Source organism: Pseudomonas simiae, assembly GCF_000934565.1.
Taxonomy (GTDB): domain Bacteria; phylum Pseudomonadota; class Gammaproteobacteria; order Pseudomonadales; family Pseudomonadaceae; genus Aquipseudomonas; species Aquipseudomonas simiae.
Genome location: NZ_CP010896.1, coordinates 1309815 through 1336113, shown reverse-complemented (window position 1 = coordinate 1336113; position 26299 = coordinate 1309815). Strand labels below are relative to the sequence as shown.

Annotated in this window: 21 protein-coding genes; 11 read left to right on the top strand and 10 right to left on the bottom strand. The window is 61.9% G+C overall.

The window, feature by feature from the left end; all coding sequences use genetic code 11:
• Positions 1-14 precede the first annotated feature (14 nt).
• From cheB to PF1751_RS05925, 7 genes are all read right to left on the bottom strand, one after another.
• Entirely contained in the window at positions 15-1025 is a 1011-nt protein-coding gene (cheB, locus tag PF1751_RS05955; protein WP_010212641.1) for a chemotaxis response regulator protein-glutamate methylesterase, read from the bottom strand.
• A complete protein-coding gene (locus PF1751_RS05950) occupies positions 1022-3286 on the bottom strand; it encodes a hybrid sensor histidine kinase/response regulator (RefSeq protein ID WP_044286715.1) in 2265 nt (754 codons plus the stop codon). Before PF1751_RS05950 ends, cheB begins: the two co-directional genes overlap by 4 nt.
• The gene (locus PF1751_RS05945; protein WP_010212644.1) at positions 3283-3984 is read right to left on the bottom strand and encodes a chemotaxis protein CheW; all 702 of its coding nucleotides are present in this window, start codon (positions 3982-3984) and stop codon (positions 3283-3285) included. The genes PF1751_RS05950 and PF1751_RS05945 overlap by 4 nt, the downstream gene beginning before the upstream one ends.
• Entirely contained in the window at positions 3981-5240 is a 1260-nt protein-coding gene (locus PF1751_RS05940) for a CheR family methyltransferase (protein WP_010212645.1), read from the bottom strand. The genes PF1751_RS05945 and PF1751_RS05940 overlap by 4 nt, the downstream gene beginning before the upstream one ends.
• Positions 5237-5749: a chemotaxis protein CheW gene (locus PF1751_RS05935; protein WP_010212647.1), complete on the bottom strand. Its 513-nt coding sequence runs from the start codon at positions 5747-5749 to the stop codon at positions 5237-5239. The genes PF1751_RS05940 and PF1751_RS05935 overlap by 4 nt, the downstream gene beginning before the upstream one ends.
• Positions 5749-7371 (bottom strand): methyl-accepting chemotaxis protein, encoded by a 1623-nt coding sequence (locus PF1751_RS05930; RefSeq protein WP_010212648.1) that lies wholly within the window; start codon positions 7369-7371, stop codon positions 5749-5751. Before PF1751_RS05930 ends, PF1751_RS05935 begins: the two co-directional genes overlap by 1 nt.
• Before the next feature lie 148 nt (positions 7372-7519).
• On the bottom strand, positions 7520-8230 hold the full coding sequence (locus PF1751_RS05925; protein ID WP_010212650.1) for a tellurite resistance TerB family protein: 711 nt from the start codon (positions 8228-8230) through the stop codon (positions 7520-7522).
• Positions 8231-8398: 168 nt separating this feature from the next.
• Between PF1751_RS05925 and PF1751_RS05920 the strand changes: the two genes are divergently transcribed.
• The 9 genes from PF1751_RS05920 (at position 8399) to PF1751_RS05880 (ending at position 20590) form a co-directional block, all read left to right on the top strand.
• Positions 8399-9310: a LysR family transcriptional regulator gene (locus PF1751_RS05920; protein WP_010212651.1), complete on the top strand. Its 912-nt coding sequence runs from the start codon at positions 8399-8401 to the stop codon at positions 9308-9310.
• 133 nt (positions 9311-9443) lie between these two features.
• Positions 9444-10901 carry a gamma-aminobutyraldehyde dehydrogenase gene (locus tag PF1751_RS05915; RefSeq protein ID WP_010212652.1) on the top strand — a complete coding sequence of 486 codons (1458 nt, stop codon included), beginning with the start codon at positions 9444-9446 and terminating at the stop codon, positions 10899-10901.
• A gap of 72 nt (positions 10902-10973) precedes the next feature.
• Positions 10974-12125 carry a putative ABC transporter substrate-binding protein YdcS gene (gene ydcS / locus PF1751_RS05910; RefSeq protein WP_010212653.1) on the top strand — a complete coding sequence of 384 codons (1152 nt, stop codon included), beginning with the start codon at positions 10974-10976 and terminating at the stop codon, positions 12123-12125.
• Between the two features lie 201 nt (positions 12126-12326).
• Positions 12327-13361: an ABC transporter ATP-binding protein gene (locus PF1751_RS05905; RefSeq protein ID WP_010212654.1), complete on the top strand. Its 1035-nt coding sequence runs from the start codon at positions 12327-12329 to the stop codon at positions 13359-13361.
• Position 13362: 1 nt separating this feature from the next.
• Positions 13363-14292: an ABC transporter permease gene (locus PF1751_RS05900; RefSeq protein ID WP_010212656.1), complete on the top strand. Its 930-nt coding sequence runs from the start codon at positions 13363-13365 to the stop codon at positions 14290-14292.
• Positions 14282-15091, top strand: coding sequence for an ABC transporter permease (locus tag PF1751_RS05895; RefSeq protein ID WP_021492451.1), 810 nt, complete (start codon positions 14282-14284; stop codon positions 15089-15091). Before PF1751_RS05900 ends, PF1751_RS05895 begins: the two co-directional genes overlap by 11 nt.
• Positions 15092-15268: 177 nt before the next feature.
• Positions 15269-16693 (top strand): gamma-aminobutyraldehyde dehydrogenase, encoded by a 1425-nt coding sequence (locus tag PF1751_RS05890; RefSeq protein WP_010212660.1) that lies wholly within the window; start codon positions 15269-15271, stop codon positions 16691-16693.
• Positions 16694-16756: 63 nt separating this feature from the next.
• Positions 16757-18619: a flavin monoamine oxidase family protein gene (locus PF1751_RS05885; RefSeq protein WP_010212662.1), complete on the top strand. Its 1863-nt coding sequence runs from the start codon at positions 16757-16759 to the stop codon at positions 18617-18619.
• Between the two features lie 345 nt (positions 18620-18964).
• Positions 18965-20590 carry a glucan biosynthesis protein D gene (locus tag PF1751_RS05880; RefSeq protein ID WP_044286714.1) on the top strand — a complete coding sequence of 542 codons (1626 nt, stop codon included), beginning with the start codon at positions 18965-18967 and terminating at the stop codon, positions 20588-20590.
• Between the two features lie 100 nt (positions 20591-20690).
• Here the strand turns inward: PF1751_RS05880 and PF1751_RS05875 are convergent, their stop codons facing one another.
• On the bottom strand, positions 20691-20876 hold the full coding sequence (locus PF1751_RS05875; RefSeq protein WP_010212665.1) for a hypothetical protein: 186 nt from the start codon (positions 20874-20876) through the stop codon (positions 20691-20693).
• Between the two features lie 255 nt (positions 20877-21131).
• Between PF1751_RS05875 and PF1751_RS05870 the strand changes: the two genes are divergently transcribed.
• Both PF1751_RS05870 and PF1751_RS05865 read left to right on the top strand, forming a co-directional pair.
• On the top strand, positions 21132-21728 hold the full coding sequence (locus PF1751_RS05870; RefSeq protein WP_021492454.1) for a TetR/AcrR family transcriptional regulator: 597 nt from the start codon (positions 21132-21134) through the stop codon (positions 21726-21728).
• A 2-nt stretch (positions 21729-21730) separates the two neighbouring features.
• The gene (locus PF1751_RS05865) at positions 21731-22900 is read left to right on the top strand and encodes a DUF418 domain-containing protein (protein ID WP_044286712.1); all 1170 of its coding nucleotides are present in this window, start codon (positions 21731-21733) and stop codon (positions 22898-22900) included.
• 47 nt (positions 22901-22947) lie between these two features.
• Here PF1751_RS05865 and PF1751_RS05860 read toward each other — a convergent pair whose 3' ends face one another.
• Both PF1751_RS05860 and PF1751_RS05855 read right to left on the bottom strand, forming a co-directional pair.
• Positions 22948-24054: an NADH:flavin oxidoreductase/NADH oxidase gene (locus tag PF1751_RS05860; protein WP_010212669.1), complete on the bottom strand. Its 1107-nt coding sequence runs from the start codon at positions 24052-24054 to the stop codon at positions 22948-22950.
• Positions 24055-24181: 127 nt separating this feature from the next.
• A complete protein-coding gene (locus PF1751_RS05855) occupies positions 24182-26083 on the bottom strand; it encodes a potassium transporter Kup (RefSeq protein WP_010212670.1) in 1902 nt (633 codons plus the stop codon).
• Positions 26084-26299 lie beyond the last annotated feature (216 nt).

Below are 26299 nucleotides of genomic sequence, written 5' to 3'. Positions count from 1 at the left end.
GCGGGAGGTCGTGTTCATTTGGCGAATACCTCCAGCAGTCGGGGCGCAATTCTATCCAGTGGGCGAATTTCAACAGCAGCATCAATCGCCGCCGCCGCTTTGGGCATGCCATACACCGCCGAGCTTTGCTGATCCTGGGCGATGGTCAAATAACCTTGTTCACGCAGTAACTTGAGGCCCTGGGCCCCGTCGCGCCCCATGCCGGTCAACAGTACGCCGACGGCATCGCCATTCCAGTGGCTGGCCACGCTTTCGAAAAACACGTCGATCGAAGGCCGGTAAATCTCGTTCACCGGCTCTGCGGTATAGGCTAGCGTGCCGTTCTTCAATAAACGAATGTGGTGGTTGGTGCCGGCCAGCAGCACCACGCCGCTTTGCGGTGGCTCACCTTCGCGGGCCAGGCGCACCGGCAAGCCGGAGGCGCTGCTCAGCCACTCGGCCATGCCGGCAGCGAACACCTGGTCGACATGCTGCACCAGCACGATGGCCGCGGGAAAGTCACGGGGCAAGCCCTTGAGCAGGATTTCCAGGGCGGCCGGGCCGCCCGCAGAGGACCCGATGGCCACCAGGCTCTGGCGTTTGCCGGTGATGCGCGGGGCCAAAGCTTCCGCACGCACGCGGCTGCCGCGCTGACCGATCAGCCAGCCGATGTTGAGGATCTTGCGCAACAGCGGCGCCGCCGCATCCTTGGGGTTGCCCACGCCCAGGGTCGGGGTGTCCACTACGTCGAGGGCGCCGTGGCCCATGGCTTCGAACACTCGGCTCACGTTGGCCTGGCGGTCGACGGTGACGATAAGGATGGCGCACGGGGTCTGGGCCATGATCTGGCGGGTGGCTTCCACGCCGTCCATCACCGGCATGATCAGGTCCATCAGGATCAGGTCCGGCGTCAGTTCAGCGCAGCGCTGCACCGCTTCCAGGCCATTGGCGGCCACCCAGACAACTTGATGCGCGGGCTCGAAGCTCAAGGCGCGGCGCAAGGCCTCCACCGCCAGGGGCATGTCATTGACGATCGCAATCCTCATGCCCGCGCGCCTCCGATCAGTTCCATCACGGCGTCCAACAGGGCGTCATCATGAAAACTGGCTTTGGCTAAATAATAGTCGGCGCCGGCGTCCAGTCCACGGCGTCGGTCTTCTTCGCGATCCTTGTAGGACACCACCATCACCGGCAACGATTGCAGGCGACTGTCACGGCGCAAGAGTGTGACCAATTCAATACCGTCCATACGAGGCATATCAATATCAGTGATCAACAGGTCAAAGTCTTCGGAGCGCAAGGCGTTCCAGCCGTCCATGCCATCGACCGCCACGGCCACTTCATAACCACGATTAAGTAACAATTTGCGTTGCAGCTCGCGCACGGTCAGTGAGTCATCCACCACCAACACCCGTTTACGCGGAGCCTCGGTGCTTTGTTGGCTGCGCCGGGCAATCCGTTCCAATCGGCCGGTGTTCAGCAGCTTATCCACCGAACGCAGCATGTCTTCAACGTCGACGATCAACACCACCGAGCCGTCATCCAGCAACGCGCCGGCGGAAATATCCTGGACCTTGCCCAGGCGATCATCCAGCGGCAAGACCACCAGGGTACGCTCGCCGATAAAGCGCTCCACGGCAATCCCATACACAGCATCGCGCTCGCGGATCACCACGACTTTCAAAGTGTCCGACGGGTTCTGCCCCGTCGGGCGCTGCAACAACTGGCTGGCGGCAACCAGGCCAACATGCCGGCCCTCGTGCCAGAAATGCTGGCGACCTTCCAGTTGCACGATGTCGTCCGGCGCCAGGTCGCACATGCGCTCGATGTGAGCCAGTGGGAACGCGTAGGCTTCTTCGCCGACTTCCACCACCAGACTGCGCACCACCGACAGGGTCAAGGGTACTTCCAGGTGGAAACGACTGCCCTGCCCTGCCGTCTGCTCCAACACCACCGCACCGCGCAGCTGGCGGACCATATGCTGCACCGCATCCAGGCCGACGCCGCGCCCGGACACCTCGGTGACCTTGTCGCGCAGGCTGAACCCCGGCAAGAACAGGAACGTCAGCAACTCTTCTTCGCTCAGGCGCTGGGCCGTTTCCAGCGGCGACAGATGCCGGTCGACGATGGTGCCGCGCAGGCGTTCCAGGTCGACGCCATTACCGTCATCGCTCAATTCCAGCACCAGCAGACCGGCCTGATGGGACGCGCGCAGGCGGATCAGGCCTTCAGCCGGCTTGCCTGCGAGCAGGCGTTGTTCGGGCATTTCGATGCCGTGGTCGACGGCATTGCGCAATAAATGCGTGAGCGGCGCTTCAAGTTTTTCCAGCACGTCACGGTCGACCTGGGTCTTGTCACCCTCGATCTCCAGGCGTACCTGCTTGCCGAGGCTGCGGCCCAGGTCACGCACCATGCGCACCTGACCGGCCAGCACATCGGCAAACGGACGCATGCGGCAGGCCAGCGCGGTGTCATACAACACCTGGGCGCGCTGCCCGGCCTGCCAGCCGAATTCATCCAGTTCGGCGGTCTTTTCCGCCAACAAGGCCTGGGCTTCGCTGAGCAGGCGACGCGTATCGGCCAGGGCCTCTTGAGCTTCGAGGTTCAAATTCTCAGTCTTGAGTTGCCCGTCCAGCGTGTCCAGGGCCCTTACGCTCTGGCTTTGAATGCGTTTGAGGCGCTGCAGGCTAGCCAGGTACGGTTTGAGCCGCTGGGTTTCCACCAGGGATTTGCTCGACAGATCCAGCAGACTGTTCAAGCGCTCGGCCGTCACACGCAGCACGCGCTCGCCGCCTTCGGTCATGCGTTTGTTGTGACGCGGCGGCTCGGCGACCACCGGCGGCGCGGGCTCAGGCTCCGGCGGCAGTGCTTCAACGACAGGCACAGGCTCCGGCGGCGGCGCCTTGACCGGCGCCTGGGACGGGTCCAACAGGCGCTCCATCAACGCCACATAGGCTTCGATATCGGCCGGCCCCACGTTATTGCCGGGCGTGGCGATGCGCATCAGCAGGTCGGTGCCTTGCAACAACGCGTCAATATGTTCAGGTTGCAGGTACAGGCGGCTTTCCTGGGCAATGACCAGGCAATCTTCCATGACATGGGAGACGCTGACCCCGGCGTCTACCCCGACGATACGCGCCGCGCCCTTGAGCGAGTGGGCGGCGCGCATGCAGGCTTCGAGCTGGTCGGCCTGGGTGGGGTTGCGCTCCAGGGCCAGCAGGCCCGCGCTCAGTACCTGGGTCTGCGCGTCGGCTTCCAGGCTGAACAGTTCCAGCAGCGAGGCATCGCGCATCTGGTCGGGGGTCATGTGAGGCTCCGGGTCACGGCGGACAACAATTGCGCCTCGTCCAGCCAACGCAGGCTGCGGCCTTTCCACTGCAACACGCCTTGGGTGTAGCGTGCGCTGGCCTGAGGGCCGGAGGCCGAAGCCGCCTTCAAGGTGCGCTCATCGATGGCGTGGATACCGTCGACTTCATCCACTGGCACCACCACCGGGCCATCCTCTGCCGCAATGATCAACATGCGCGGCATGATGCGCCCACCGCTGGCGCCGTTGCTGGTCACGTCCAGGCCCAACAGTTCCACCAACGACAGGCACGCCACCAGCGCGCCGCGCACGTTGGCCACGCCAAGCAAGGCGCGCGAGCGTTGGTGCGGCAGGGAATGGATCGGTTGCAGCGGCGCCACTTCCACCAGGCAACGCGTGGCGATGCCCAGCCATTCTTCGCCGAGACGGAATATCAGCAACGAACGGGTGACCACGTCTTCACCCAACTCGACAGCGGCATGCGGGCGATGCGCGTCCTGCTGCAAGGCGTAGCGATCCAGCAAACGCGTGGCCGCCGCCGAGTACACCGAGCAGTTGCGGCAATGGATATGGTCCGCCAGCAGCGGGCAGGATTTGTCGCCATGGATGCCGATGCGGTTCCAGCAGTCATCGATGGCTTGGGTGTCGGCCAAGGTCAGGTCCAGGCCCCCGGTGTCGAGCGCGTCGGTGTTACTCATCGTTTGGACTCACTGTCAGCTCGCTCGCTACGGGCGGCCCGCGCCTGCAAGCGGCGCGCTCCCGCACTGTCGCCCTGGGATTCGAGCAATGCCGCCAAGTGCATCAAGGCCTGCGGGTGCTGGGGTTCCAGGTACAAGGCTTTTCGATAATAGCCCTGGGCTTCCAGGGCGCTGCCGGCCACGTCGCTGAGCAACCCGAGCCAGTAGAACACCTGGGCGGCCGGCGGGTGATTGCTCAAATACTGTTCGCACGCGGCACGGGCTTCGGCACTCTTGCCTTCATTGGCCAGGGTGGCGATGCGACCGAGCAGGTCGCCCGCGTCGGTGTGCGGCGCCTTGATCGGCACCACCTGGGCCCTGGCCGTGCTGAACGGCCGAGGCTTGGTCGGAATCGGAGCCGCACTGCGTGGCGGGATGGGCGCGGCGATCGGCACAAACACGGGTTCCGGCTTGACCGGCTCGGCATGCCGACTGAACGCAAAGGACTGCGGCACCCCAATCGAACGCATGCCATGACGCCCCAGCAGGCTGCCCTCGGCCGGGCCGATGAACAGCACGCCGTCCACGTGCGTCAGGCCCTTGAGCACATCGAACACTTGCTTCTGGGTCGGTTGGTCGAAGTAGATCAGCAGGTTGCGACAGAACACGAAGTCATAGCTCGCCTCATTCGCCAGCAGGCCAGGATCGAGCAGGTTGCCCACTTGCAGGCGCACCTGCTCGCGCACGCGCTCGGCAATGTGGTAACCGTCGTCATACTCGGTGAAATGGCGGTCGCGAAAGGCAATATCGCCACCACGGAAAGAATTTCTGCCATACACCCCGCGCCGCGCGCGCTCTACCGACAGCGGGCTGACATCCAGGCCCAGCACCTTGAACTGGTGCGGCGCCAGGCCAGCATCCAGCAAGGCCATGGCAATCGAATACGGTTCTTCACCGGTAGAGCATGGCAGGCTGAGGATGCGCAGGGCGCGCATCTGCTTGATCTCGGCAAGTCGCGCCTTGGCCAGACGGGCCAGGGTCGCGAACGATTCGGGATAACGGAAAAACCAGGTTTCCGGAACGATCACCGCTTCGATCAGCGCCTGTTGCTCATCCTCGGAGCTTTGCAGGTGCTGCCAGTACTCACCGGCCGTTTGCGCATTAACGGCCTGGCTGCGTTGGCGCACCGCACGCTGGATGATGGCTTCGCCGACCGACGCGACATCCAGGCCGATGCGCTCTTTGAGGAAGGCAAAGAAACGCGGATCGCTGCTCATAGGCTCAGCTCGGCAGAAAACAGCAAGGCGCGCACGTCATCGGTGAGCAGTTCGTTGACGCCAATCCATTGCATCAATCCCAAGGCATCTTCACGCACCAGCCCCAGATACGGCGCCTCGCGGTTGTCCAGGCCGTAGGGCTTGAACTCCCCCAGGTCGCAACGCAGGGTGTCGGTGGCTTGCTCCAGGATCAGTCCCAACCTGCGGGGTTCAACCCAAGGCTGCGGCTGGTAATTGACCAGCACCAGGCGCGTACTGGTACGGGCCTGGGCCGGCTTGCCGAACGTCAGGGCGCTAAGGTCAATGACCGGTACCAGCGTGCCGCGGTGGGCAAAAATGCCCGCCACCCATACTGGCGCATGGGCAATGGGTTTGAGCGGCAGGCGCGGCAGCACCTCGGCCACTTCCGTGGCCTTGAGGGCGTAACGTTCGTCGCCGATGTGGAACACCAGAAACAACGCTTTCTTCGCTGCCGGGACGGCGCCGCTTTTAGCCGCGAGGTCGCTCATCAGACTTTGAAACGCGACACGCCGCTGCGCAGACCGACCGCGACCTGGCTCAGCTCATCAATGGCAAAGCTGGCTTGACGCAGGGACTCGACAGTCTGGCTGCTGGCATCGCCCAGTTGCACCAGGGCGTGGTTGATCTGCTCGGCGCCCGTAGCCTGGGCCTGCATGCCTTCGTTGACCATCAACACCCGCGGCGCCAGGGCCTGCACCTGATGGATGATCTGCGACAACTGCTCGCCCACTTGCTGCACTTCGAACATGCCGCGACGCACTTCCTCGGAGAACTTGTCCATGCCCATCACGCCAGCGGACACCGCCGACTGGATCTCGCGCACCATTTGTTCGATGTCGTAGGTGGCGACAGCCGTCTGGTCGGCCAAGCGACGCACTTCGGTGGCCACCACGGCGAAGCCACGCCCATATTCACCGGCTTTTTCGGCCTCGATCGCGGCATTGAGCGACAGCAGGTTGGTCTGGTCCGCGACCTTGACGATAGTCACCACCACCTGGTTGATGTTGCCGGCCTTCTCATTGAGGATCGCCAGCTTGGCGTTGACCAGGTCGGCGGCGCCCATGACCGAGTGCATGGTTTCTTCCATGCGCGCCAGGCCTTGCTGGCCGGAACCGGCGGCAACCGACGCCTGGTCGGCGGCAGTGGACACTTCGGTCATGGTGCGTACCAGGTCCTTGGACGTGGCCGCGATCTCGCGGGAGGTGGCGCCGATTTCGGTGGTGGTGGCCGCGGTTTCAGTGGCGGTGGCCTGTTGCTGCTTGGAGGTGGCGGCAATCTCGGTCACCGAGGTGGTGACCTGCACCGACGAACGCTGAGCCTGGGAGACCAGGGCGGTCAGCTCGGTCATCATGTCATTGAAGCCGGTTTCCACTGCGCCAAACTCGTCTTTGCGCTCCAGGCTCAAGCGTTTGCTCAGGTCGCCGTCGCGCATGGTTTCGAGGATGTCGACGATGCGCTGCATCGGCGCCATGATCGCGCGCATCAGCAGCAGGCCGCACAGGCCGGCGGCGAGGACGGCGATGACCAACGACACGGCCATGCTGACCTTGGCCGACAGCACCGACTCGTCGATTGCCGCGGTGGCGCGGTCGGAGACGTTCTTGTTTTCGGTAATGATGTCGTTGAGCTTCATGCGCCCTTCGACCCAGATCGGCGTCAATTGCTCTTCCAGCAACGTACGCGCACCCGGCAGGTCACCGGCATCGACACGCTCCAGCAGTTGCGCGAGCACTTTGTTGTAGGTGATATGCGCTGCCTTGAAGTTATCGAACTCCATTCGGTCGGCCTGACCATGAATGGTTTTTTCATAGGTGGCCATCTGCTGCGCAATACGCGCCTCGAAGGACTTGTAGTCCGACTTATCCGAATTGGTAAGGTCTTTTTCGTCGCGCAGGCCGATGATATCGATGGTCTCCAAATAGCTATCGACCCAGGCGCTGCGGATCATCGAACTGAGGTAGACCCCCGGCACCGCATCGTCCCGGACTGCTTCCTGGCTTGCTTCGATCTTCAGCAACCGCGAGTAGGACACCACGACCATCAGCAGCATGATCGCGATAATGACCGCAAAGCTCGCCAAGATCCGTTGGCGCAAGGTCCAGTTCTTCACAGTAATTCCTCGAAGGGCCATTCAAATGGGGGGAGTATAGCTGAGCGCAAGCCCTCATTTATCAACGGGTTTTGATGTAGCGCTCACAGAATGCAAAAACACCCCGGGCCATGCTGGCAACCGGGGTGTTGGTGGTCAGGCGGCAGCCTCAGAGGGTGGCTTGGCGTACCTGTTTTTCCAGCTCCAGCTTCAAGCCTGGCTCCAGTTTCAGTTGGCGTGCCAGCTCGTCGAGGTAGGCCTTCTCCATGAAGTTTTCCTCGTCCACTAGCATCACGCTGGCGATGTACATCTCGGCCGCCATTTCCGGCGTGCCGGCGGCCCGCGCCACGTCGGCGGGGTCCAGGGGCTTGTTCAGTTCGGCATGCAGCCAGCTGTGCAACTCGCGGTCGTTATCCAGCTTGGTGAATTCGCCCTCGATCAGTTCGCGCTCGCGCTCATCCACATGGCCGTCGGCCTTGGCGGCGGCGACCAGCGCCTTGAGGATGCCCTGGCTGTGTTGCTCGACCTGCGCCGGTGGCAAGCGGTCGATGGTCTGCGGTTCGCCTTGGGGCGCATTGGCCTGGCTGGCCTGCCAGTTGCCGTAGGCTTTGTAGGCGATAACGCCCAATGCCGCCAAGCCGCCGTAGGTCAGGGCCTTGCCGCCGAACTTGCGGGCTTTCTTGTTGCCCAGCAGCAGACCCATCGCGCCGGCCGCCAGGGCGCCGCCGCCCGCACCACCGAGCAGGCTGCCCAGGCCACCACCGCCAAGCAAACCGCCCAACGCACCTTTGTCGTCCTGTTTACGCTGGCCGCCAGCCTTGTTTTGCAACATGTCCTGGCCGGACTTGAGCAACTGATCGAGCAATCCACGGGTATTCATTCGTAGCCTCCAGACACTAGGGTTCATAAGACCAATAGGCTCCCAGCGTAAAACTAAGTGCCAAAAAGCCCCGATCTAGAGTGCTTCCAGATGTAACGCAGCCGCCCTTCGCTTAAATCGATATACACTCGAACACATCTATAAAAATAGCTCACTGGTAATTCCAGCATGATGACCTTGCGTCAAATCCGGCACTTTATTGCAGTGGCCGAGACCGGCTCGATCTCTGCCGCCGCGCAGACCGCGTTTATTTCCCAGTCCACCCTGACCCTGGCGATCCAGCAATTGGAGCAGGAAATCGGCGTCAACCTGTTCAACCGTCACGCCAAGGGCATGACCCTGACCCACCAGGGCCATCAATTCCTGCGCCAGGCACACCTCATTCTGGCCACCGTCGACAACGCCAAGCGCAGCCTGCAACAGAGCACCGATCAAGTCGCCGGACAGTTGACCATCGGCGTGACCAGCCTGGTGGCGGGCTATTACCTCGCGGACCTGCTGACCCGCTTCCAGCGCGCCTATCCTAATGTGGAAATCCGCGTGATGGAGGATGAACGCCCGTATATCGAGCATTTGCTGGTCAGCGGCGAAATCGACGTGGGCGTGCTGATTCTCTCCAACCTGGAAGACCGCCACGCCCTGCAGACCGAAGTCCTTACCCATTCGCCCCACCGTTTGTGGCTACCGGCGCAACATCCATTGCTGGAACACGACAGTATCAACCTGGCCGATGTGGCGCGTGAGCCGCTGATTCAGCTGAACGTCGACGAAATGGGCCACAACGCCCAGCGCATGTGGACGAGTGCGGGCCTGCAACCCCGCGTGACCTTGCGCACCGCCTCTACCGAGGCCGTTCGCAGCCTGGTGGCCGCCGGCCTGGGCGTGTCGATCCAGCCGGACATGACCTACCGGCCCTGGTCGCTTGAGGGCGACATCATTGAAGCGCGGCCGATTGCCGACCTCAGCCAGACCCTTGATGTCGGCCTGGCGTGGCGCCGTGGCACCGCGCGTCCGACGCTGGTGGACCCGTTCCTGACCGTCGCCCGCGAACAGCCGCACCCACGCAAGCCATCTATTTAATCGAATGCTGCATTCAGTATTTAGTATTTGTTGACCTCGCGCCTGACCTCTAGTCTCTGTTCATCCCATAAGAGAAGGTCAGGCGCCTTGTAAGAGAACGCCCATGGCCACACAAGAAAAGAGATCGCGAAAAATGCCCGGCGCGCCCACCCCGCTACTCACTGCGTTGCTGATCGACGGCGAACTGGTTCATGGCCAGGGTTTTGCCGAGCCGATTCTCAACCCGGCCACCGGTGAAGTGCTTACCCAAATCGCCGAAGCCAGCGCCGAGCAGGTGGAAACCGCGATCCTCGCCGCCCACCGCGCCTTTGCCGGTTGGTCGCGTACCACGCCGCAGCAACGCTCGAACATCCTGCTCGGCATTGCCGACGCCATCGAAAAACAAGCCGACTACCTGGCCCGCCTGGAGTCCCTGAACTGCGGCAAGCCGTTGCACCTGGCCCGCCAGGATGACTTGAGCGCCACCGTCGACGTGTTCCGTTTCTTCGCCGGCGCCGTGCGCTGCCAGACCGGACAACTGAGCGGTGAATACCTGCCGGGCTACACCAGCATGGTGCGTCGCGACCCGATTGGCGTGGTGGCATCCATTGCGCCGTGGAACTACCCGCTGATGATGGCTGCGTGGAAAATCGCCCCAGCCCTGGCCGCCGGTAATACGTTGGTGTTCAAACCATCGGAACACACGCCGCTGTCGATCCTGGCCCTGGCTCCGGTCCTGAAAGAACTGTTGCCACGCGGCGTGATCAACATTCTGTGCGGCGGCGGCGAAGGCGTTGGCAGTCACTTGGTCAGCCATCCCAAAGTGCGCATGGTTTCGTTGACCGGCGATATCGTCACCGGGCAGAAGATTCTGCAAGCCGCCTCAAAAACCCTAAAACGCACGCACCTGGAACTGGGCGGCAAGGCCCCGGTGATCGTATGCAACGACGCCGACCTGCACGCCGTGGTCGACGGGGTACGCGCCTACGGCTATTACAACGCCGGTCAGGACTGCACTGCCGCGTGCCGCATCTACGCCCAGGCCGGTATCCACGACAAACTGGTCGCCGAGCTGGGCGCAGCGGTCAGCAGCCTGCGTTTTGCCGGTAAACGTGATGCCGACAATGAACTCGGCCCGCTGATCAGCACGCGCCAGCGCGACCGGGTCGCCAGTTTTGTCGAGCGTGCCCTCGGCCAACCGCATATCGAACGCATCACCGGTGCCGCCGTGCATTCCGGCGCGGGCTTCTATTACCAGCCCACCCTGCTCGCCGGCTGTAAACAAAACGACGAAATCGTGCAGCGCGAAGTGTTCGGCCCGGTGGTCACGGTGACGCGCTTCGATGAGCTGGAACAGGCGGTGGACTGGGCCAACGATTCCGAATACGGCCTGGCGTCCTCGGTATGGACCCAGAACCTTGATAAGGCCATGCAGGTGGCGGCGCGCCTGCAATACGGCTGCACCTGGATCAACAGCCATTTCATGCTGGTCAGCGAAATGCCCCACGGCGGCTTGAAGCGCTCGGGGTATGGGAAAGATCTGTCCAGCGATTCGCTGCAGGACTACAGCGTGGTGCGCCACATCATGGCGCGCCACGGCCAGCATCTTTAAAACAACAATTAAGCGTTTGCGTTACCGGCTTCAAACACTGCCCCGACCATAATTAAAGAAGAGGGAACCCCCATGTCTGCGCACAAGACTGCACTGCTCAGTGCCCTGACCACCGCGCTGCTGGCCAGCGCCAGCCTCCAGGCCGCCGAACCGCTCAAAGCGGTGGGCGCCGGTGAAGGCCAGCTGGATATCGTCGCCTGGCCCGGCTATATCGAACGTGGCGAAAGTGACAAGGCCTACGACTGGGTCACCGGTTTCGAGAAGGAAACCGGCTGCAAGGTCAATGTGAAAACCGCCGCCACCTCTGACGAAATGGTCAGCCTGATGGCCAAGGGCGGGTATGACCTGGTGACCGCGTCGGGCGATGCGTCACTGCGGTTGATCGTCGGCAAGCGCGTGCAGCCGATCAACACCGCGCTGATTCCCAATTGGAAGAACATCGACCCACGCCTGAAAGATGCGCCGTGGTACGTGGTCGGCCAACAAACCTATGGCACCCCGTACCAGTGGGGCCCGAACGTGTTGATGTACAACACCAACGTGTTCAAGACCGCGCCCACCAGTTGGAATGTCATTTTCGACCCGCAGAACCTGCCGGACGGCAAGCCGAACAAAGGCCGCGTGCAAGCGTATGACGGCCCGATCTACATCGCCGATGCGGCGCTGTACCTCAAATCGACCAAGCCGGAACTGGGCATCCAGAACCCCTACGAACTGACCGAAACCCAGTACAAGGCCGTGCTCGAACTGCTGCGCGCCCAGCAACCGCTGATCCACCGCTACTGGCACGACACCACCGTGCAAATGAGTGACTTCAAGAACGAAGGTGTGGTGGCCTCCAGCGCCTGGCCGTATCAGGTCAACGGCCTGCAGAACGAGAAGCAGCCGATTGCCTCGACCATTCCTAAGGAAGGCGCCACTGGCTGGGCCGACACCACCATGTTGCACACCGAGGCCAAGCACCCGAACTGCGCCTACAAGTGGATGGACTGGTCGCTGCAGCCAAAAGTCCAGGGCGACGTTGCCGCCTGGTTCGGTTCGCTGCCGGCGGTGCCCGCGGCGTGCAAGGAAAGCGAGTTGCTCGGCGCCGAGGGTTGCAAGACCAACGGTTTCGACCAGTTCGAAAAGATCGCCTTCTGGAAAACCCCGCAGGCTGAAGGCGGCAAGTTCGTGCCGTACAGCCGCTGGACCCAGGATTACATCGCGATCATGGGTGGCCGCTAAGCCTTCCTGACAACGCAGGACAAAAGGTGGGAGCGGGCTTGCTCGCGAAAGCGGTGGGTCAGTTACAGATGTGTTGGCTGAAACACCACATTCGCGAGCAAGCCCGCTCCCACATTTTGACCGCGTACACCGCTACCCCGTTTTTTCAGAAGTCCAGGCCGGGCCGCTGCGACGACCCGCGCCTTTTTGGAGCACCGCACCATGACGCTTGCAGTCCAATTCACTCACGTTTCCCGTCAGTTCGGCGAAGTGAAAGCCGTTGACCGGGTTTCCATCGATATCCAGGACGGCGAGTTCTTTTCCATGCTCGGCCCTTCCGGCTCGGGCAAGACCACCTGCCTGCGCCTGATAGCCGGGTTCGAGCAGCCGAGCGCGGGCTCGATCCGCATCCATGGCGAGGAAGCCGCGGGGTTGCCGCCGTATCAGCGTGACGTCAACACTGTATTCCAGGATTACGCACTGTTCCCCCATATGAATGTGCGCGACAACGTGGCCTACGGCCTCAAGGTCAAGGGCGTGGGCAAGACCGAGCGTATGAACCGTGCCGAAGAAGCCCTGGGAATGGTCGCCCTCGGCGGCTATGGCGACCGCAAGCCGGTACAGCTCTCCGGCGGCCAACGCCAACGTGTCGCCCTGGCTCGCGCTCTGGTCAACCGCCCACGGGTGTTGCTGCTCGATGAACCCCTGGGAGCCCTCGACCTCAAGCTGCGCGAGCAGATGCAAAGTGAGTTGAAGAAGCTGCAACGCCAACTGGGCATCACCTTTATCTTCGTGACCCACGACCAGACCGAAGCGTTGTCGATGTCCGACCGCGTAGCGGTGTTCAACAAAGGCCGCATCGAACAGGTCGACACGCCGCGCAACCTCTATATGAAACCGGCCACGTCGTTCGTCGCCGAGTTCGTCGGCACCTCCAACGTGATTCGTGGCGAGCTGGCCCAGCGCCTCGGCGGCACCGCGCAACCCTTCTCGATCCGCCCGGAACATGTGCGGTTTGCCGAAGGCCCGCTGGGCACCGGCGAAGTGGAAATCAGCGGTTTGCTCCACGATATCCAGTACCAGGGCAGCGCCACCCGCTATGAATTGAAGCTGGAAAACGGCCAGGCCCTGAATATCAGCCGCGCCAACAACCAGTGGCTGGACACCACTGCCGGCCACCAGGTCGGCCAGACCCTCACCGCGCGCTGGGCCCGTGAAGCCATGGTGCCGCTGACCGATATCGCAGGCGAGGTGTGACATGAGCCTGGCCCTTTCCCAACCGCCGATGCGCAGGTTTTCCAACCTGCTGTACCGCAAGCCCAACCTCTACCTGGCGATGCTGCTGGTGCCGCCGTTGATCTGGTTCGGCGCGATCTACCTGGGTTCGCTGCTGACCCTGCTGTGGCAAGGCTTCTATACGTTTGACGACTTCACCATGGCGGTCACGCCGGACCTGACCCTGGCCAACTTCGCCGCGCTGTTCCAGCCGTCGAACTTCGACATCATCGTGCGCACCCTGAGCATGGCGATCGCGGTGTCGATCGCCAGCGCCATCGTTGCTTTCCCGATTGCCTACTACATGGCGCGCTACACCACGGGCAAGACCAAGGCGTTTTTCTACATCGCGGTGATGATGCCGATGTGGGCCAGCTACATCGTCAAGGCCTATGCCTGGACCTTGCTGCTGGCCAAGGGCGGCGTAGCGCAGTGGTTCGTGCAGCACCTGGGCCTGGAGCCGGTGTTGCAGTTCGTGCTGGGCATTCCCGGCGTGGGCGGCAGCACCTTGAGCACCTCGCACCTGGGGCGCTTCATGGTGTTCGTTTACATCTGGCTGCCGTTCATGATCCTGCCGATCCAGGCGTCCCTGGAACGACTGCCGCCGTCGTTGCTGCAAGCCTCGGCGGATCTTGGCGCCAAGCCGCGTCAGACCTTCATGCAGGTGATCCTGCCACTGTCGATTCCGGGGATTGCCGCCGGCTCCATCTTTACCTTCTCGCTGACGCTGGGCGACTTCATCGTGCCGCAATTGGTGGGCCCGCCCGGCTACTTCGTCGGCGGCATGGTCTACGCCCAGCAAGGCGCCATCGGCAACATGCCCATGGCGGCGGCGTTCACTCTGGTACCGATCGTGCTGATCGCGGTTTACCTGTCCATCGTCAAACGCCTGGGGGCCTTCGATGCACTCTGAAAAATCAAGTATGAGTCTGAAGATTGCAGCCTGGGGCGGGTTGGTGTTTCTGCACTTCCCGATCCTGATCATCTTTCTCTACGCCTTCAATACCGAAGAAGCCGCGTTCAGCTTTCCGCCCCAGGGCTTCACCCTGAAGTGGTTCAGCGTGGCGTTCGCCCGGCCGGACGTGCTGGAAGCCATCAAGCTGTCGTTGCAGATTGCGGCCATCGCTACCCTGATCGCCATGGTGCTCGGCACCCTGGCCTCGGCTGCGCTGTATCGCCGCGAGTTCTTCGGCAAGCAAGGTGTGTCGCTGATGTTGATCCTGCCGATTGCGCTGCCGGGGATCATCACCGGTATCGCGTTGCTGGCGACTTTCAAGACGCTGGGCATCGAGCCGGGGATGTTCACCATCATCGTCGGCCACGCGACCTTCTGCGTAGTGATCGTCTACAACAACGTCATCGCACGCTTGCGCCGCACCTCCCACAGCCTGATCGAAGCGTCGATGGACCTGGGTGCCGACGGCTGGCAGACCTTCCGCTACATCATCATGCCCAACCTGGGCTCGGCACTGCTGGCCGGCGGCATGCTCGCCTTTGCGCTGTCGTTCGACGAAATCATCGTCACCACCTTCACCGCCGGCCACGAACGCACCTTGCCCTTGTGGCTGCTCAACCAGCTCAGCCGCCCACGGGATGTGCCGGTGACCAACGTGGTCGCCATGCTGGTGATGCTGGTGACGATGTTCCCGATTCTCGGTGCCTATTACCTGACCCGCGGCGGTGAAAGCGTGGCGGGGAGTGGCGGTAAATAACTGACAAGACCCTGCCACTGAAGAAACACGGATCAGTGTGGGAGCTGGCTTGCCTGCGATCGCAGGCTGTCAGTTGATGAATCGGCTGGCTGATCCACCGCTATCGCGGGCAAGCCAGCGCCCACATTTGAACCGTATTTGCTCAGGGGTAAACACTCGTTTTAGGAGAGCTGAACCATGCAAACCAAACTGCTGATCAACGGCCAACTGGTAGAAGGCGAAGGCCCGGCCCAGGCTGTATTCAACCCGGCGCTCGGCCGCGTGCTGGTGGAAATCAACGAAGCCAGCGAAGCCCAGGTCGACGCCGCCGTGCGCGCAGCCGATGCGGCGTTCGAAAGCTGGTCGCAAACCGCACCCAAAGACCGCTCGCTGTTGCTGCTGAAACTGGCGGACGTGATCGAAGCCCACGGCGAAGAGCTGGCCCAGCTGGAATCGGACAACTGCGGCAAGCCCTACAGCGCCGCCTTGAATGATGAGATCCCGGCGATTGCCGATGTATTCCGTTTCTTTGCCGGCGCCAGCCGTTGCATGAGCGGTTCGGCAGGCGGTGAATACCTGCCCGGCCACACCTCGATGATCCGCCGCGACCCGGTGGGCGTGATTGCGTCCATCGCACCGTGGAACTACCCACTGATGATGGTTGCCTGGAAAATCGCCCCGGCCCTCGCCGCCGGCAATACCGTGGTGCTCAAGCCGTCGGAACAAACCCCGCTGACGGCCCTGCGCATGGTCGAACTGGCCGCTGACCTCTTCCCGGCCGGTGTGCTCAACCTGGTGTTCGGCCGCGGGCCAACCGTCGGCAGCCCGCTGGTGAACCACCCGAAAGTGCGCATGGTGTCGCTGACCGGCTCCATCGCCACCGGCGCAAACATCATCTCCAGCACCGCCGACAGCGTGAAGCGCATGCACATGGAGCTGGGTGGCAAGGCGCCAGTGATCATCTTCAGCGACGCGGACATCGACGCCGCCGTGGAAGGCATCCGCACCTTCGGCTTCTATAACGCCGGTCAGGATTGCACCGCAGCCTGTCGGATTTACGCGCAAGCGGAGATCTACGAGCAGTTTGTCGAGAAACTCGGCGCGGCGGTCGCCAGCATCAAGTACGGCTTGCAGGATGACCCGGCCACCGAGCTGGGCCCATTGATTACCGCGCAGCATCGCGACCGTGTCGCAGGTTTCGTCGAACGCGCCGTGGCGCAGTCGCACATTCGCCTGGTCACCGGCGGCAAGGCGGTGGAAGGCAATGGCTTCTTCTTTGAACCGACCGTGCTGGCCGACGCGCAGCAGGACGATGAGATCGTGCGCCGCGAAGTGTTCGGGCCGGTGGTATCGGTGACCCGGTTCACTGATGAAGCGCAGGTGCTCGGTTGGGCCAACGATTCGGACTACGGCCTGGCGTCGTCCGTGTGGACCGCCGATGTAGGACGCGCCCACCGCTTGGCCGCACGCCTGCAGTACGGCTGCACGTGGGTGAATACCCACTTCATGCTCGTCAGCGAAATGCCCCACGGCGGTCAGAAACTGTCCGGGTATGGCAAGGACATGTCCATGTATGGGTTGGAGGACTACACCAGCGTGCGCCATGTGATGTTCAAGCACTGACGATTTAACCCGGCATCCGTTCTGGATGCCGGGAACCTATAACAATAATTTTCAGGATCTCCCATGGATATCACCCGCCGCGACTTCCTCAACGGCGTCGCCATCACGATTGCCGCTGGCATGACCCCGCTGCAAATCCTGCAAGCCGCCCCCGATGGCCGTTACTACCCACCTGCCCTCACCGGCCTGCGCGGCAGCCATGCCGGCTCGTTCGAAGTGGCGCACCAGATGGGCTGGGAAAAGAAGGTGTTCGACACCGACAAACTGCCGATCACCGAGGATTACGACCTGGTGGTGGTCGGTGGTGGCTTGAGTGGTTTGTCGGCGGCGTGGTTCTACCGCGAAAAACACCCCAAGGCGAAGATCCTGATCCTGGAAAACCACGACGACTTCGGCGGCCACGCCAAGCGCAACGAATTCCAGGCCGGTGGCCGCATGATCATCGGCTACGGCGGGAGCGAGGCTTTCCAGTCGCCCAACCACCTGTACAGCAAGGAAGTGAACGGGCTGTTGAAAACGCTCGGGGTGAATATAAAGCGCTTTGAAACCGCCTTCGATCGCCAGTTCTACCCAGGCCTGGGACTGTCGCGCGGGGTGTTCTTCGACAAGGAAAACTTCGGCGAAGACAAACTGGTGACCGGCGACCCGACCCCGATGGTGGCTGACGATGTTGCACCAGGCCAGCTGAATGCCCGCGCCATCCGCGATTTCATCAATGACTTCCCATTGCCAGCGGCAGACCGCCAGGCCCTGATCGAGCTGCACATGGCGCCCAAGGATTACCTGCCGGGCAAGACTGCCGAAGAAAAGGCCGACTACTTGGCAGCAACCAGCTACCGCGACTTTCTGCTCAAGAACGTAGGATTATCGGAAGGCGCGGTGAAGTATTTCCAGAGCCGCACCAATGACTTCATGGCGTTGAGCATTGATGCCGTCGCTTCGGCTGACGCCTACAGCGTGGGTTTCCCAGGCTTTGCCGGGATGAACCTGGCGCCCATCAGCGAAGAAGCGGCAGCGGAAATGGAAGAGCCCTACATCTACCACTTCCCCGATGGAAATGCCTCGGTGGCGCGCTTGCTGGTGCGCAGCCTGATCCCGGGCGTGGCGCCAGGGCATACCATGGACGATATCGTGCTGGCGACGTTCGACTACGCCAAGCTCGACCAGCCCAAGGCAGCCGTGCGATTGCGCTTGAACAGCACGGCGGTCAGCGTGCGTAACGTCGACAACGGCGTGCATATCGGCTACAGCCGTGGCGGACAACTCGCACAGGTGCGCGGCAAACGCTGCATCCTGGCCTGCTACAACATGATGATCCCGTACCTGTTGAAGGATCTGCCGGCGCCGCAGGCCCATGCCCTGAGCCAGAACGTAAAATACCCGCTGGTGTACACCAAGGTGGTGATCCGTAATTGGCAGTCGTTCCAGACACTGGGCGTGCATGAGATCTACGCGGCGACCCAGCCTTACAGCCGCATCAAGTTGGACTACCCGGTGAGCATGGGAGGCTACGACCACCCGCGCGACCCGACACAGCCGATCGGCTTGCACATGGTCTACGTGCCCACCAGCCCCAACAGCGGCATGAACGCCCGCGACCAGGCCCGTGCCGGGCGGGGCAAACTGTATGGGCAGACGTTCGAGCAGTTGGAAGCGCAGTTGCGTGATCAGTTGCAACGTATGCTCGGGCCGGGTGGGTTCAACCATGAGACCGACATCCTGGCGATCACTGTCAACCGCTGGTCACACGGTTATGCGACCTTCTCCAACAGCTTGTTCGATGATGCCGATGAAAGCGAAGCGTTGATGAAGCTGGCGAAAAAGCCGGTGGGGCATGTGAGTATCGCTAACTCGGATGCGGCGTGGAGTGCGTATGCCCATGCGGCGATTGATGAGGCGTACAGGGCAGCGGGCGAAGTGGCCTGAACGTGACCTGACGCCTGAACCTAATGGGGGAGCGGGCTTGCCTGCGATGCGGTCGACTCGGCCTCCAGTCTGACCGAGCTGATGCCATCGCAGGCAAGCCCGCTCCTACATGGGGTCGTCTTCTTTCCTGAGGAGTGTGTTCGCTCGCCCCCCCTGCAACACCTTGTTTCACTTGCAACGCCATCACCCCGCCATCAATCAATTTTCCTACGTCATCGAACCGCTTAAGCTATCCAGCGTCTGTTTAATGTCCGTTGCGTTTGGTCGAAGGCATGTCCGAACCGTAATTTCTGATCCAGCACGTGCCAGGAACGGCGCGGGATTTGCTCACGACAGGTTGTCTCTATGCACCGCAGGAATTTGCTCAAAGCGTCCATGGCCATTGCGGCTTACACCGGTTTGTCGGCCAGCGGCCTGCTCGCCGCCCAAGCCTGGGCGGGGAACCGTGCTGCCGATGGCAAGGCCGTGGCGTTCGACTTCGAATCGCTCAAGGCCCAGGCCAAACAACTCGCCGGGACCGCTTACAAGGACACCAAACAGGTACTGCCGCCGACACTGGCGACCATGACGCCCCAGAATTTCAACGCCATCGGCTACGACGGTAACCATTCGCTGTGGAAGGAATTGAACGGCCAATTGGACGTGCAGTTCTTCCACGTCGGCATGGGCTTCAAGACCCCGGTGCGCATGCACAGTGTTGACCCCAAGACCCGCGAAGCGCGAGAGGTACATTTCCGGCCGTCGCTGTTCAACTATGAAAAGACCACCGTCGACACCCAGCAACTGACTGGCGACCTGGGCTTTTCCGGCTTCAAGCTGTTCAAGGCGCCGGAGCTGGACCGTCATGACGTGCTGTCGTTTCTCGGCGCCAGCTACTTCCGCGCGGTGGACAGTACCGGGCAGTACGGCCTTTCCGCCCGTGGCCTGGCCATCGACACCTACGCAAAAAAACGCGAGGAGTTTCCCGACTTCACGCAGTTCTGGTTTGAAACCCCGGACAAGAACGCCACACGCTTCGTGGTCTATGCCCTGCTCGATTCGCCGAGCGCTACCGGCGCCTACCGCTTCGATATCGACTGCCAGGCCAACCAGGTGGTGATGGCGATCGACGCGCACATCAATGCGCGTACCACCATTGAACAACTGGGTATCGCACCAATGACCAGCATGTTCAGCTGCGGCACTCACGAACGCCGTATGTGCGACACCATCCACCCGCAGATCCACGATTCGGACCGCCTGGCGATGTGGCGCGGCAACGGCGAGTGGATCTGCCGCCCGCTGAACAACCCGGCCAAGTTGCAATTCAACGCGTTCGCCGACAAAGACCCGAAAGGCTTCGGCCTGGTGCAGACCGACCATGAGTTCGCCAGCTACCAGGACACTGTGGACTGGTACAGCAAGCGCCCAAGCCTGTGGGTCGAACCGACCACTGCCTGGGGCGAAGGCTCCATCGACCTGTTGGAAATTCCTACAACCGGCGAAACCCTCGACAACATCGTGGCCTTCTGGACCCCGAAAAAACCCGTGGCGGCCGGCGACTCGCTCAACTACGGCTACAAGCTGTACTGGAGCGCGCTGCCGCCGGTAAGCACACCGTTGGCGCAAGTCGACGCTACTCGTTCGGGGATGGGAGGCTTTACCGAAGGTTGGGCACCAGGTGAACACTACCCACCGGTGTGGGCGCGCCGTTTTGCCGTGGACTTCAAGGGCGGCGGCCTGGATCGCCTGCCATCGGGCACCGGGATCGAGCCGGTGGTGACGTGCTCCCACGGTCAGGTCAAGGATTTCAGCGTGCTGGTGCTGGATAACATTAAGGGCTACCGCATTCTGTTTGACTGGTACCCGACCAGCGACAGCGTGGAGCCGGTGGAACTGCGCTTGTTTATCCGCACCCAGGACCGCACCTTGAGTGAAACCTGGTTGTATCAGTACTTCCCGCCGGCACCGGACCAGCGTAAGTACACCTGATCGTCCCTTGTAGACGTTGGCTTGCCGGCGCTGGCATCACTGCGGTGCGACTGACGCATCGCGGTGCCTGCATCGCTGGCAAGCCAGCGCCTACAGGTGCTCAAAACCGCGACACACTCTTCATCGCCCCCATCAAATAGCGCATCGCCACCTGATCGCTCTCGGTCAGGGCGCGATACTGCGTCAGCAGTTCCACTTCATCCGAACTCAGCCTTCGGCCCCGTAAAGACACACTGCGGGCCAGAAACGACGCCACCACCCCCGCTACACCATAGGACTTGGCCATGGACTGCTTCTCCTGATATCCATCAAATACTCCCTTTGCCCATAACCGCCGCCCATGAAGCGCAATGCCTCAGTGAACAAACCGACTGACTTCCTGGGCCAGAAATCAGACTTACTCTAAGCGTAGAAACGATCTTGCCAAGCGTGGGATTTTTTAGAGTAAAAACTTAAATGATGGGTTTTGAGCAAAAAGCTTGCAGTATTTTCCTACGCACCATTTAATTGAGTGACCACTCAATTAATTAATGAACCCACTATGCGCACCGTCGATCCGCAACAACGCGAAACCAAGCGCATGGCGCTGCTTGATGCCGCATCCCGGTGTTTCGCCGAAGCCGGGTTTGTCGCTACCCGCACAGCCGACATCTGCACCGCCGCCGGAATGAGCGCCGGTAACCTGTTCCATTACTTCGCCAGCAAGCATGAAGTGCTGCTGGCGTTGGTGGCGCGCGAAGGTGAGCAGATTCGGCAGGGCATGGCACCTCTGGCCGACGCCGAAGACCCGATGGCGACTTTGCTGGCGTTTGTCGACCACACCTGCCATTTGGCCTGCGACCGCCACTACGCCGGCCTGGCCTTGGAGATTTCCGCTTTGGGCCACCGCGATGAAGCGGTGGCACACCTGATGAAGGCCAACGACCGCTATTTGCGCGAAGGCCTGGAAGCGCTGATCAAAGCCGCCGACCGCGCCGGGCAACTTCACACATCACTCTCTGCGCCTGAAGCCGCCAGTTGGCTGGCCACCCTGATCGATGGCATGTTCGCCCGCGTCGCAGCCGATGCGGACTTCCACCCGGACCAACAGACGCAAGTGCTGCGCGGCCTGGTGGTGCACCTGCTGCAAGGGCGCTGAAGATGACCCCGACACGCTTGGTGCACGTCGATGCGTTACGCGGCTTTGCCCTGTTTGGCATTCTGGCCGTGAATATCTGCGCGTTCGCCGACCCTTATTACGCATCAACCCTCACCAACCCCGACTATGCCGGCACCGTCGACCACGTGGTCCGGTTTGTCATTTCGCTGCTGTTCGAAACCAAGTTCTACCTGCTGTTTTCCTTTCTGTTCGGCTACAGCTTTACCTTACAGATGGCCGCCGCCGAACGTGCCAATGCTGCTTTCGCACCGCGAATGGTGCGCCGGCAATTGGCCCTGCTGGCCCTGGGGCTGGCCCACGGCGCTGCACTGTATTACGGGGAGATTCTTTCCACCTATGCCTTGCTCGGCCTGGTGCTATTGGCGGCTCGCAACCTGTCTCCGGCCAAGGCGTACCGTTGGGGCATTTGCCTGGTGGTGACCGCCTGTTCGGCGTGGATGCTGCTGGGTGTGCTGCAAGCATTGGAAGGCAACCTGACCGGGGTCTCAAGCCCCGACGCCGCAGACAAACTCGTGGCGTTTACTGGCAGTGCAGTGGATACCCTGCGTTTTCACAGTGGCCATCTGTGGAGCACCGTGCAGGCGTTATGGTTGTTGCAAGGGCCTAGCGCCCTGGCGATGTTCTTCTTCGGTTATGCCGCCGGACGACGCCAGCTGTTGGTAGCCCCGTACGCCTGGCAGCCGCGCCTGAGCCGCTTGCTGCTCATCACACTGCCCGCAGGCCTGTTGGGCGCAATGATCTATGCCTTGAGCGCCGCCTATGCCCCCGGTGGCGGCCTGGAAACCTTTGCCTTTGGCGTGGGGCAACTCACGGCACCGTTGTTGAGCGCCGCCTATGCCCTGCTTATGCTCGCACTGTTCAGCTCTGCCGCCGGGCCTTGGCTGTGCCACTGGCTGGCCCCGGTGGGCAAGATGGCCCTGAGCAACTACCTGCTGCAATCGGTACTGCTGGGGTTGCTGTTCAGCGGCTATGGCGAAGGCCTGATCAACACGCTCGCCCCGCTGCTGATGTTGCCTGTGGCACTTGGGATCTTTGCCCTGCAACTGTGGCTGAGTGCACGCTGGCTGCGTACCCACCCTTATGGGCCGATGGAGTGGCTGCTACGCGCGGCGACGCTGTGGGCCTGGCCGAACTGGCGGCGCACGGCCTAGAAAAAACCCACCGTGGTCAGCGGTGGGTTATGGCAGAGCCCAGAAGGTCAATCGCGCAGGTCCGACTCATGAATCGGCTGATCCCGGTGCGTCGCTCGCTGATATTGCGCCGGCCAGATGGCCTTGCGCCCGCCCAGGTCATCATCGGCATGCAACGGCCAGTACGGGTCACGCAACAGCTCGCGGGCCAGGAAGATGATATCCGCCTGACAGGTGCGCAGGATGTGCTCGGCCTGGGCTGGCTCGGTGATCATGCCAACGGTGCCGGTGGCCATGCCCGACTCTTTGCGCACGCGCTCGGCGAAGCGGGTCTGGTAGCCGGGGCCGGTGGGGATTTCGGCGTTGGCGGCGGTGCCACCAGACGAGACGTCGATCAGGTCCACCCCCAAGTCCTTCAGGCGACGCGCCAGCTCCACGGTTTCATCGGGGTTCCAGCCGTCTTCCACCCAGTCGGTCGCCGAGACCCGCACAAACAGCGGCAGCTCCTGGGGCCAGACATCACGCACAGCCTGGGTCACTTGCAGCACCAGGCGGATGCGGTTTTCGAACGAGCCGCCGTACTGGTCCTGGCGCTGGTTGCTGATGGGTGAGAGAAATTGATGCAGCAGATAACCATGAGCCGCGTGGATTTCCACCACTTCGAAGCCTGCGGTCAACGCGCGCTTGGCGGCGGCGACGAAGTCGGCGATCACTTGCTGGATCTGGCCTTCGTCCAACTGCTTGGGTGGGGTGTGCTGGGGGTCGAAGGCAATGGGTGATGGCCCCACCGGTGTCCAGCCGCCCTCTTCCACTTTGACGCTGCCATGCTTGCCGATCCAAGGCCGATGAGTGCTGGCCTTGCGCCCGGCGTGGGCCAGTTGAATACCGGCCACCGCGCCTTGGGCAGCGATGAAACGCGTGATGCGTTGCAGCGGTTCGATCTGTGCGTCATTCCACAACCCAAGGTCCTGGGCGGTAATGCGGCCATCGGCAGTTACGGCGGTGGCTTCGGTGAAAATCAGCCCGGCACCACCGACGGCACGGCTGCCAAGGTGCACCAGGTGCCAATCATTGGCCAGGCCATCTTGCGCCGAGTATTGGCACATCGGCGAGACCGCGATGCGGTTTAGCAGGGTCAATTGACGGAGCGTGTAGGGTTCGAGCAGCTGACTCATGGCGCACCTCTTCTGGGTTCTGTGGGCACTATTCAAACGGTGCTTAGAGCCTAGTCGACAACGCTGGATTGCACAGGGTTCAGAAAGGAAAGCGGGAGCCGATTGCCGGCCCCCGTGCAGCAACAGCTTACATTTCGACCTGGGTACCCAGTTCGATCACCCGGTTTACCGGGAGTTTGAAGAAGCGCAGGTTGCCGTTGGCGTTCTTCAACATGAAGGCGAACAACCCCTCACGCCAGCGGGCCATGCCCTTGATCCGCGAGGCGATCACCGTTTCGCGGCTGAGGAAGTAGGTGGTGCGCATCGGGCTGAAGTCCAGGTCATCGAGGTGACACAACTTCAGCGCTTCGGGCACGTCCGGCTCGTCGGTAAAACCAAAGTGCAGGATCACGCGGAAAAAGCCTTCGCCGTAGGCGTCCACCTCGAACCGCCGTGCGGCCGGCACGCGGGGAATATCCTCGTAGACCACCGTCAGCAGCACCACTTGCTCATGCAGCACCTGATTGTGCAGCAGGTTGTGCAACAGCGCGTGGGGCACGGCGTCCGGGCGCGCGGTGAGGAACACGGCGGTGCCCTGCACGCGATGGGGCGGCTGCACGCGGATACTGCCGATAAAGATCGGCAACGGCAGGCCGCCCTCGTCGAGGCGGTCCACCAGCAATTGCTTGCCGCGTTTCCAGGTTGTCATCAGCACAAACAGCACGATCCCCGCCAGCACCGGAAAGGCGCCGCCCTGGATGATCTTCGGCACGTTGGCAGCGAAGTACAGGCCGTCCACCAACAGGCAGCAGACCAGGACCGGCACGGCCAGAATCGGAGGCCACTTCCACAGCAGCAGCATCACTGCCGACACCAGGATGGTGGTCATCAGCATGGTGCCGGTCACCGCCACGCCGTAGGCCGATGCCAATGCGTTGGACGATTCGAAGCCCAGTACCAGCAGGATCACACCGACCATCAGCGACCAGTTCACCGCGCCGATGTAGATCTGGCCCTGTTCGGCGCTGGAAGTGTGCTGGATATGCATGCGCGGGATGTAGCCCAGCTGGATCGCCTGGCGCGTCAACGAGAACGCACCGGAAATCACCGCCTGGGACGCAATCACCGTGGCCAGGGTGGACAACACCACCAGCGGGATCAGCGCCCAGCTAGGCGCCAGCAAGTAGAACGGGTTGCGCGCGGCTTCCGGATCACCGAGCAGCATGGCGCCCTGGCCGAAATAATTGAGCACCAACGCCGGCAACACCAGCATGAACCAGGCGCGAGCGATGGGTTTGCGGCCAAAGTGGCCCATGTCGGCGTAGAGGGCTTCGGCGCCGGTCAGTGCCAGCACCACCGCGCCGAGGATGGCCACGCCAATCCCAGGATGAGCCTCGAAGAAGCGCACCGCCCAGATCGGGTTCATGGCACTGAGCACTTCAGGGTGCAGGGTGATGCCATACACACCCAAACCACCCAGCACCAGGAACCAGGTCACCATCACCGGACCGAACAGCTTGCCGATATGGTCGGTGCCATGTTTCTGGATCAGGAACAGCGCGACCAGAACCACCAGGGCGATCGGCACTACCCATTTTTCCAGGCCGTCGAAGGCCAGCTCCAAGCCCTCAACAGCGGACAAGACGGAAATCGCCGGGGTGATCATGCTGTCGCCGTAGAACAGCGCCGCGCCGCACAGGCCACACACCACCAGGAAACTGCGCAACTTCTTGCGCTCCCCCGCCGCCCGTCGTGCCAGTGCGGTGAGCGCCATGATGCCGCCCTCGCCCTGGTTATCGGCGCGCAGCACGAACAGCATGTATTTGATCGACACCACCCAGATCAGCGACCAGAAGATCAGCGCCAGGATCCCCAGCACGCCGTCATGATTGACCTGAACCCCATAACCGCCGTTGAACACCTCTTTAAGGGTGTAGAGCGGGCTGGTCCCGATATCGCCATAAACCACCCCAACCGCTGCCACCAGCATACCAATCGGCTTGGCGTTTGAATGCTCGGCACCTGCTGCCTGATTACTCGCGTGACCCATCAACAACTCCTGCACTTTGACCTGCGGTCTTTTATTACAACGCGTCTAAGCTGACCCTAGCATGCGCTGTTTTACTTCTCGTAACAGACGTTTTGTTGACCTTAGGACTTTACCTACGCGCAACGGCGCGAAGCATAGCGCAGCACTCGTCGCATTTCCCTGCATAAAGCTGGTCAAGTGCGTTGCCCGTCGCTAGAATTGCGCACTTTTTGATCA

Excerpts from the sequence above, each read along its gene's own strand:
- PF1751_RS05940 (WP_010212645.1), bottom strand. The coding sequence starts at position 5,240 with ATGAGCAGCGATCCGCGTTTCTTTGCCTTCCTCAAAGAGCGCATCGGC.
- PF1751_RS05915 (WP_010212652.1), top strand. The coding sequence starts at position 9,444 with ATGCCCGGCGCGCCCACCCCGCTACTCACTGCGTTGCTGATCGACGGC.
- PF1751_RS05905 (WP_010212654.1), top strand. The coding sequence starts at position 12,327 with ATGACGCTTGCAGTCCAATTCACTCACGTTTCCCGTCAGTTCGGCGAA.
- PF1751_RS05890 (WP_010212660.1), top strand. The coding sequence starts at position 15,269 with ATGCAAACCAAACTGCTGATCAACGGCCAACTGGTAGAAGGCGAAGGC.
- PF1751_RS05920 (WP_010212651.1), top strand. The coding sequence starts at position 8,399 with ATGATGACCTTGCGTCAAATCCGGCACTTTATTGCAGTGGCCGAGACC.
- PF1751_RS05950 (WP_044286715.1), bottom strand. The coding sequence starts at position 3,286 with ATGACCCCCGACCAGATGCGCGATGCCTCGCTGCTGGAACTGTTCAGC.
- PF1751_RS05895 (WP_021492451.1), top strand. The coding sequence starts at position 14,282 with ATGCACTCTGAAAAATCAAGTATGAGTCTGAAGATTGCAGCCTGGGGC.
- PF1751_RS05945 (WP_010212644.1), bottom strand. The coding sequence starts at position 3,984 with ATGAGTAACACCGACGCGCTCGACACCGGGGGCCTGGACCTGACCTTG.
- ydcS (WP_010212653.1), top strand. The coding sequence starts at position 10,974 with ATGTCTGCGCACAAGACTGCACTGCTCAGTGCCCTGACCACCGCGCTG.
- PF1751_RS05885 (WP_010212662.1), top strand. The coding sequence starts at position 16,757 with ATGGATATCACCCGCCGCGACTTCCTCAACGGCGTCGCCATCACGATT.
- PF1751_RS05935 (WP_010212647.1), bottom strand. The coding sequence starts at position 5,749 with ATGAGCGACCTCGCGGCTAAAAGCGGCGCCGTCCCGGCAGCGAAGAAA.
- PF1751_RS05880 (WP_044286714.1), top strand. The coding sequence starts at position 18,965 with ATGCACCGCAGGAATTTGCTCAAAGCGTCCATGGCCATTGCGGCTTAC.
- PF1751_RS05860 (WP_010212669.1), bottom strand. The coding sequence starts at position 24,054 with ATGAGTCAGCTGCTCGAACCCTACACGCTCCGTCAATTGACCCTGCTA.
- PF1751_RS05900 (WP_010212656.1), top strand. The coding sequence starts at position 13,363 with ATGAGCCTGGCCCTTTCCCAACCGCCGATGCGCAGGTTTTCCAACCTG.
- cheB (WP_010212641.1), bottom strand. The coding sequence starts at position 1,025 with ATGAGGATTGCGATCGTCAATGACATGCCCCTGGCGGTGGAGGCCTTG.
- PF1751_RS05870 (WP_021492454.1), top strand. The coding sequence starts at position 21,132 with ATGCGCACCGTCGATCCGCAACAACGCGAAACCAAGCGCATGGCGCTG.
- PF1751_RS05925 (WP_010212650.1), bottom strand. The coding sequence starts at position 8,230 with ATGAATACCCGTGGATTGCTCGATCAGTTGCTCAAGTCCGGCCAGGAC.
- PF1751_RS05855 (WP_010212670.1), bottom strand. The coding sequence starts at position 26,083 with ATGGGTCACGCGAGTAATCAGGCAGCAGGTGCCGAGCATTCAAACGCC.
- PF1751_RS05865 (WP_044286712.1), top strand. The coding sequence starts at position 21,731 with ATGACCCCGACACGCTTGGTGCACGTCGATGCGTTACGCGGCTTTGCC.
- PF1751_RS05875 (WP_010212665.1), bottom strand. The coding sequence starts at position 20,876 with ATGGCCAAGTCCTATGGTGTAGCGGGGGTGGTGGCGTCGTTTCTGGCC.